6 protein-coding genes and 2 tRNA genes are annotated in these 6884 nt (G+C 60.6%); 4 read left to right on the forward strand and 4 right to left on the reverse strand.

Going from position 1 to position 6884, the window contains the following annotated elements; genetic code table 11:
* Positions 1-11 precede the first annotated feature (11 nt).
* Together WCE05_RS16270 and WCE05_RS16275 are read left to right on the forward strand one after the other, a co-directional pair.
* Positions 12-878, forward strand: coding sequence for a universal stress protein (locus WCE05_RS16270; RefSeq protein WP_022580562.1), 867 nt, complete (start codon positions 12-14; stop codon positions 876-878).
* A gap of 288 nt (positions 879-1166) precedes the next feature.
* Positions 1167-2057, forward strand: a complete 891-nt coding sequence (locus tag WCE05_RS16275) for a LysR family transcriptional regulator (protein WP_022580563.1) — start codon at positions 1167-1169, stop codon at positions 2055-2057.
* Between the two features lie 20 nt (positions 2058-2077).
* On the opposite strand, the gene WCE05_RS16280 is transcribed toward WCE05_RS16275, so the two are convergent.
* Positions 2078-2368: a helix-turn-helix domain-containing protein gene (locus WCE05_RS16280; RefSeq protein ID WP_023912020.1), complete on the reverse strand. Its 291-nt coding sequence runs from the start codon at positions 2366-2368 to the stop codon at positions 2078-2080.
* A gap of 104 nt (positions 2369-2472) precedes the next feature.
* On the opposite strand from WCE05_RS16280, the gene WCE05_RS16285 reads away from it, so the two are divergent.
* The gene (locus WCE05_RS16285) at positions 2473-3114 is read left to right on the forward strand and encodes a substrate-binding domain-containing protein (RefSeq protein ID WP_024008255.1); all 642 of its coding nucleotides are present in this window, start codon (positions 2473-2475) and stop codon (positions 3112-3114) included.
* Between the two features lie 50 nt (positions 3115-3164).
* Here the strand turns inward: WCE05_RS16285 and WCE05_RS16290 are convergent, their stop codons facing one another.
* The 3 genes from WCE05_RS16290 to WCE05_RS16300 all read right to left on the reverse strand — a co-directional run bounded on the left by WCE05_RS16290 (position 3165) and on the right by WCE05_RS16300 (position 5487).
* Positions 3165-5108, reverse strand: a complete 1944-nt coding sequence (locus WCE05_RS16290) for an integrase arm-type DNA-binding domain-containing protein (RefSeq protein ID WP_022580566.1) — start codon at positions 5106-5108, stop codon at positions 3165-3167.
* Positions 5109-5333: 225 nt separating this feature from the next.
* Positions 5334-5409, reverse strand: a tRNA-Gly gene (locus WCE05_RS16295).
* Between the two features lie 2 nt (positions 5410-5411).
* A tRNA-Glu gene (locus tag WCE05_RS16300) sits at positions 5412-5487 on the reverse strand.
* A 390-nt stretch (positions 5488-5877) separates the two neighbouring features.
* Here WCE05_RS16300 and WCE05_RS16305 point away from each other — a divergent pair.
* Positions 5878-6645, forward strand: coding sequence for a hypothetical protein (locus WCE05_RS16305; RefSeq protein ID WP_225787091.1), 768 nt, complete (start codon positions 5878-5880; stop codon positions 6643-6645).
* Positions 6646-6884: the final 239 nt, after the last annotated feature.

A 6884-nucleotide genomic window follows, 5' to 3' on the forward strand; every position in this document is an offset into this window, starting at 1 on the left:
GAGAACGAATCATGAAGAACGAGAACAAGGTGCTGGCCTGCGTCGATCAATCCAGGTATGCGGACTATGTGGCTGACTGCGCGGCATGGGCGGCACACCGTATGAATGCGCCCCTGGAGTTTTTGCATGTCATCGACAGCCACCCAGAGCGAGGAATGGGCGATGACCGCAGCGGTGCGATCGGTATCGACGCCCAGGAAAGTCTGCTGGCCAAACTGTCAGCAGAGGATGAAACCCGCGCCAAGAGCGCACGGGAACAAGGCCGCTTGTTCCTAAATCGGCTGCGTGAGCGGGCGATGGCCATCGGGGCCACCGATGTCGATGTGCGCCAGCGTCACGGCGATTTGGAAGAAACTGTCGTAGAGCAGGCGAAGGGCGTACGACTACTGGTACTGGGCCGGCGCGGCGCCGACGCGGCCACATCGCAGCGTAGTGAATTGGGGCACCATGTGGAGCACATGGTTCGCGCGCTGAATCGGCCTATCCTGACCGTGACCGAAGATTTCAAGGCACCCCAGCGAGTGATGATCGCTTTTGACGGCGGTGTCGTCACGCGGCGCGGAGTTGAAATGGTGGCGGGCAGTCCATTGTTTCGCGGCTTGCCCATTCTGTTGCTGATGTCAGGCACGCAACGCAAAGATGCATCCAAGTCACTGGAGTGGGCCAGGGGCGCCTTGGAGGTGGCGGGCTTCGAGGTGACGTCTTCTATGACGCCAGGTGAGGCGCAGGAAGTCATTGTTCGGACAATACAAGAGCAGGCCATTGATATGTTGATCATGGGGGCATTCGGGCATTCGCCACTGCGCAGTTTGGTGGTTGGCAGCAAGACAACCGAGCTTTTGAAAGCCTCAACAATTCCCACCTTATTGCTGAGATAGCACGGAACGCCAAATACGATGAATGCTGTGAGTGTGAAAGGCATTAAATCAACCCGCCGTTCCACCATTGGCTTAAAGCCAGCAATTACATAGTGAACGTCGGATGACCACGAGCCATTAGCGGATGTTGGAGTGTGAGTGTTTGACGGGTCGCGGTTGCGACGTTCATTCCAACTGCTGAAATGTTCTTTGGGCTCAAGCAGGATAGGGGAGGATTTTCACTTCTTTCGCCGCGCATTCCGAATGCGATGCGCCATGGAACCTGAATAGGATTGAGGAGAACTGCTCATGGAATTGCGGCACCTTCGCTGTTTTGTTGCATTAGCCGAAGAATTGCACTTCACACGCGCTGCAGAGCGATTACACATTGAACAGCCACCACTGTCCCGCACCATTAAGGAACTTGAAGACGAACTGGGAACATTGCTTTTTGATCGTGATCGGCGAGGAACGCGTCTGACTCCAGCGGGCACTGTGTTCTTGCAGGATGTTCGAAGGCTTTTCACTGTTCTGGATCAGGCCAGAGAAAACGTCAAAGCTGTCGCGGCGGGCCTCAATGGTAGTCTGCGGATTGCTATATCAGACGGCACCGTAGACCAGCGCCTGTCTGCGTTCCTCGCGGACTGCCGAGAGGAAGAGCCAGAGATTGAAATACGGCTTTCTGAGGTTCCATTGGCTGAACAGATACGCGGACTGCGGTCTGGCGATTTCACTATTGGATTTGCACATACAGCTGATGTCGAGAATGATATTGTTGCCGAACCCATCTGGCGAGACCCCTTGGTAATTGCTGTTCCGGCCAGGCACGAGTTGCTTGCCCACAAGGAGGTTCCACTTCAGGAGATCGGGGATCACCCCCTGGTCTTGTGTGACCCTCGGGTGTGTGAAGGTTACTGCCGCGAGCTATCAAGGTTGCTGCGACCACTGGAGAGAGAACCAAATATTGTCGGACACGCATCCTCGTTGGACATGATGCTCACACTGGTCGGGGCTGGATACGGTCTCGGCTTCACCACAGCCGCCAGACTTGCGGTCAGCCGGCGCGCCGATGTCGTTGCTCGTCCTTTGGCCGTAGATTCGGCCGTGATTACCACCTACCTACTCCGGCCTCGAAGAGACACGCCGAGCCCTCCGTTGGAGCGCTTCATTGCTCGCCTGCGCTCGCAGGTGGACGGATAGAAGCCCTTTCCGATGGGGCGTCAGCCTGCATCGGCATGCAGATTGCGTTCCGTTGCAGTCATCAGTTCGGTGCCGCTCATTTTGAGCGCTGCGGCAACTTTCAAGATTACGGCCAGCGAGGGCAAGTGTTCCCCTCGCTCGATCTTGCCCATATGTGAACGCTCAATCCCGGCCCGCGCGGCCAACTCCTCCTGCGCAATACCCTGATCCACACGAAACGTACGCACGGCCTTGCCGAAAGCCAGGGCTGGCTCGGCCTCAAATCTGGTTGTACCCGGAGGACGCCCTCGTTGAACAGTACGCTTCTGCATTAACAGAAGCGTCGATCAGGCACAAAAATTTAACCACGTTAAATTTAACTCATTAGTATCATGTCGCGTTGTCTTCGCAATCGACACTCTCCGTGGGGACTTTCATGCACGATGCCACCAGTCCGCCCCCCCGTCTCAGACTTGCCGTAGCACCGGGCGTACCGTCATCACACCTTTCGGCGCTTCTCGCGCGACAGCGCGCGGAAGAGCCAGACGTCACCCTCTCGTTCTTCGAGGTTGCAGGGGACGTCCTGCTTGATGGGCTTCTTGAAGGCCGCTACGACGTCGGAATGTCGCTTCAGGGGGATCGCGACCCGGCTCTCAAAACGCAGCTCTTGTGGACGGAGACTATGGCCGTCGCCATGCCGCCTCGGTCCCGCTTGGTCGACAAGGCGAAGCTCACCATCGCCGATCTCCAGGACTATCCCGTCTATCGCTGGCAGGCAGAGGCCTGTCCGCTTCTGAATGAGAGGCTGGCCTCCCTCATGCCAGCAGACCAGAAGAGCATCCGGCGGGTGGTTTCTTTCGAGATGCTGGCGCTATGGGTTGCAGCGGGCTACGGCATCGGGGTATCTGCGCGATCGCGCATCGAGCGTGCCCATGGATGGGGAATCACCATGCGACCGCTCGCCGACGGCCCCTATGAAATCGTGACCTATCTGCAGCGGCCCCACGCGCAAGCCGAACCCGTTGCGGAGCGGTTCGAGCGCAGAGCGATGCAAGTCACCGGGACTGGCGCCACGTAGTGGCGCCCCTATGGCCGAGGTCATGGCCCCGGCTATAGGTCGAAATGGGGTTAGGCCCCCTCAAGCACTACTGCGCTATCTACCAGCCGACGGACGCTCAGCCGCACATCTTCGGGGATGGGCCGCATGGCAATGGCCTCGGGCGCATCCTCATGGCGCTGGTAGCCGCCCATGATGACCCGGATGATCGCGGGCACGTTGGTCGGCGTGACCGCATCGATGGCCGCACGATCCCCCAGGTCGGGGTGTGGCTGGGTCAGCATGCGGTACAGGTCCCAGGAATCCGCGTGTGGGCACTGGTTCATGAGCACCTGGGCCAGCTTGTGCTTGAGCGGCACCAGTTGCCAGTCGGGAACCCTCTGCCCCCGGTTGCCCAGGCTGATCGACAGCAGCTTGCCGGCTTTCAGCTCGCGGTTGATCTGGTCCTTGGATTTCCCGGCCAGCTTGCCGAACAGCGGGACCGGCAGATTGTTCGGCGACTCGTAGATGGCAAGCATTTCTTCGCGCTCACGCTGGATCGCGGAGACTTCCGGCTCCGGGGCATGCATCGGAGGCGGCGGCACCTGTGACAGCCGCTGGAACGTGATTCCGCCGCTGTTGGGAGTCACGACGATGGGCGTGGCCACCACGGGTGGCACGCCGGTGACAGCGGGCTCGGCCGCCGTGGGGGCCGCACCCAGCGCTTCCTCCACTTCCGCCATCGCCGGCACCCCGTCGATGCGGATGGTCAGGTGCGCGCTCGCGGCTTCCACTTCACCCTGTTCGAGCAGGTCGAGACGGTCTGCCCAGTCCTGCATCATGCGGCGCCGCGGCTCCACGTACTTGGCGTGGTTGTAGGCCGAGCTGACCTTGTTCGGGTCGGAGTGCGAAAGCTGCGCGTCCACCCAAATCTTCGGGTAGCCGATCTCGTTGAGTGCCGTCGAGATGGTGCCGCGGATGCCGTGGCCGGTCAGGCGCCCCTCGTAGCCCATGAGCTGCACGGCCTTGTTGAGGGTGTTCTCGCTGATGCGCTTCTTGAGTTCGCTGCGATGCGACAGCAGGTACTTCTGCGCCGGCCGCATTACGCCCAGGAGATAGCGCACGATCTCGATGGCCTGCAGGGACAGGGGCACGATGTAGGGCGGCACGTCCTGCGGCCGCTTGCCGGCCTTGCGCATTTCGTCCTGAAGCTGCTTGACGACCTGCGGCGGGATGATCCACAAGCCGCGGTCGAGGTCGAATTGCTCAGGTTCGGCCAGCCGCAACTCGCCCGTGCGCACCCCCGTCAGGAACAGCAGCCGGACGCCAAGCTGGGTCTGCCAGCCGCGGGGGTTGTAGCGCCGGAGCTTCTGAAGGAACTCGGGCAGCTCGGGCAGGTGCAGATAGGGGTTGTGGGCCACCGGGGGCTTGGGCTCGGCCACCACATCCAGGTCCGCGGCCGGGTTGACTTCCAGCCCCTCGGCGATGACCAGGGCATAGCGGAACATCTGGTTGAACCAGGTGCGGACCTTCTCGGCGGTGGTGAACGCCTTGCGTTTCTCGATCGCCGCCACGACGCCCACGAGCTGGGGCCGACGAATGTCGTAGATCGACATCTTCCCCAGGGTAGGCAGCACGTCCTTGTTGAAGATGCGCAGGATCTGCGACAGCGTGCTCTGACGGCCTTCCTTGAGTTCCTTGCGGCGATGCTCGACCCAGGCGTCGAAGACGTTCTTGAAGGTGTATTCGCCCGCCAGCTTGGCCGCGTGCCGCCGCTGGTCGCGTTCGATTTGGGGATCAATGCCCTTGGCGAGCAGAACCTGGGCCTTGTCCCGCTCGGCGCGGGCCTCGCGCAGGCTGAGAGCGGGATAGCTGCCCAGAGACATGCGCTTTTGCTTGCCCAACCAGCAGTAACGGAAGATCCACGACTTGCCGCCTGCGGCAGAGACCATCAGGCTCAGGCAGTCGTTGTCGTAGAGGGTGTAGCGCTTGCCGGCGGTCTTGGCCTGCCGGACGATCAGATCAGAGAGTGCCATTTCGAGGCTCCTAAGTGATGACTTAGGCCTATGCTCGTCATGGTTCCCGCTCAGCCCCAGCAACTATCCGGAAGCCGTCTCACCCATATTCCTGTGCCTACATTGGCGCCTAAAAAAGGCTGGCTGTGGGTGGATTTCCGTGGCGCTCGCTGGAATGAAAAGAGGGGCCGAAGCCCCTCTTTTCAACGACTTACAGACGTCAGTAGAAGTCTGTAGATCATAACTTGGAGCGGGAAACGAGACTCGAACTCGCGACCCCGACCTTGGCAAGGTCGTGCTCTACCAACTGAGCTATTCCCGCATTGGCGTCCCCTAGGGGACTCGAACCCCTGTTACCGCCGTGAAAGGGCGGTGTCCTAGGCCACTAGACGAAGGGGACACGCTACATCTTTTCACTCCCTGCCGCATATCGCGTTGTGCTTTACGCTGCAAGTGGCGCGCATTCTATGGACGCCTTGGGAAGCCGTCAACCCTTTTGTGGAAATTTATTTAAATCAATGACTTCCGCCCTTCTTGATAGCCAGGGCTGGAGGCGCCCAAGGATTGGCGTTGATTTTCTGACGACACCCCGGCAAGCTCGCAGCAAAGTGCCAGCACCTGGGGAAATCGGGCTTTTTGCCGATACCCACTCGGTGGGGACCGCTTCGCGGGCAAGCCCGCTCCCACAGGGGGCTACAGCAGATCGAACGCTGTCCGCCCGGCTGCACTGTTCGGTCGAAAGCGAACTTACTACACTCAAGCTGTAAAACTTCTTCATGAGGCGTTAACGGTGACACCACTTCTGATCACCCTGCTCATCGTGGCGGGTATCGCGTTGCTGATCGTGATCGGCTATCTGAACAACGTGGTCGAGAACGCCAAGCTCGAGCGCGCGCGCCTGAAGATCGAACTGGGCGAGCGCCTGCGCCGCTGCGGCGAGATCACCGAGACCTTCCCCGGGCAACTGATGACGCCCGCCCTCAAATTGCTGCTGACCCGCCTGGAGCTGAACCTCAACCAGCGCCAACTGGCCCTGGACAAGCACAACGGCGACCTCGCGGCGCGCATCACCGAACTCGAAGGGCTGGTCGCCCAGGGCGAAGGGATTGCGGTGAACAACCCGCCCAGCCCGATCCAGACCGAGGCCAAGGCCAAGGACGTGCGTTTCCTGCTGGAGCTGCTGCACAACCAGGTCGTGCGCGCCACCCAGGAAGGCTTCCTGGCCACCAGCGAAGGCAAGCACTGGGTCAAGGAGATCCGCCACATGCTGGTGCTGCTGCACATCGAGTTCTTCAACAACCTCGGCCAGCAGGCCCTGCAGCAGAACCAGCCGGGGCAGGCGCGCCTGGCCTTCGAACGGGGCGTGCAATACCTGCGCAAGCAGCCCGAGCCCAAGGTGTACGAAGAGCAGCTGACCTACCTGGAGAAACTGCTGGCGCGGGCCAATGCCCAGGTGCTGGACCAGATGGAGCCGGCGCAGAGCGACGAGAACGCGCTGACCCAGGGACTCAAGACCGATGAGGACGAGACCTGGAAGAAGAAGGTGATCTACGACTGATCCTGGCTCAGCCGTGGGCCTGAACAGGCATGAAAAGGGGCCATCAGCATCGTAATGCTGTTCACTTAAGTCTGATGTGACATCGATTGGGGCTGCCTTGCAGCCCTTCGCGGGCAAGCCCGCTCCCACAGGATCGTGCATTCCTTGAGGTTTGCAGCGGACGTGTGGGGGCGGGCGTGCCCGCGAAGGGCCGCAAGGCGGCCCCCAGTGCGTAAGTGAACAGCATTACCATCAACATA

Source organism: Pseudomonas sp. I2 (assembly GCF_040984075.1).
Lineage (GTDB): Bacteria > Pseudomonadota > Gammaproteobacteria > Pseudomonadales > Pseudomonadaceae > Aquipseudomonas > Aquipseudomonas guariconensis_B.

Bases quoted from the DNA above. Each gene is read 5' to 3' on its own strand.
- WCE05_RS16270 (WP_022580562.1), top strand. From the start codon at position 12: ATGAAGAACGAGAACAAGGTGCTGGCCTGCGTCGATCAATCCAGGTAT.
- WCE05_RS16275 (WP_022580563.1), top strand. From the start codon at position 1,167: ATGGAATTGCGGCACCTTCGCTGTTTTGTTGCATTAGCCGAAGAATTG.
- WCE05_RS16280 (WP_023912020.1), bottom strand. From the start codon at position 2,368: ATGCAGAAGCGTACTGTTCAACGAGGGCGTCCTCCGGGTACAACCAGA.
- WCE05_RS16285 (WP_024008255.1), top strand. From the start codon at position 2,473: ATGCACGATGCCACCAGTCCGCCCCCCCGTCTCAGACTTGCCGTAGCA.
- WCE05_RS16290 (WP_022580566.1), bottom strand. From the start codon at position 5,108: ATGGCACTCTCTGATCTGATCGTCCGGCAGGCCAAGACCGCCGGCAAG.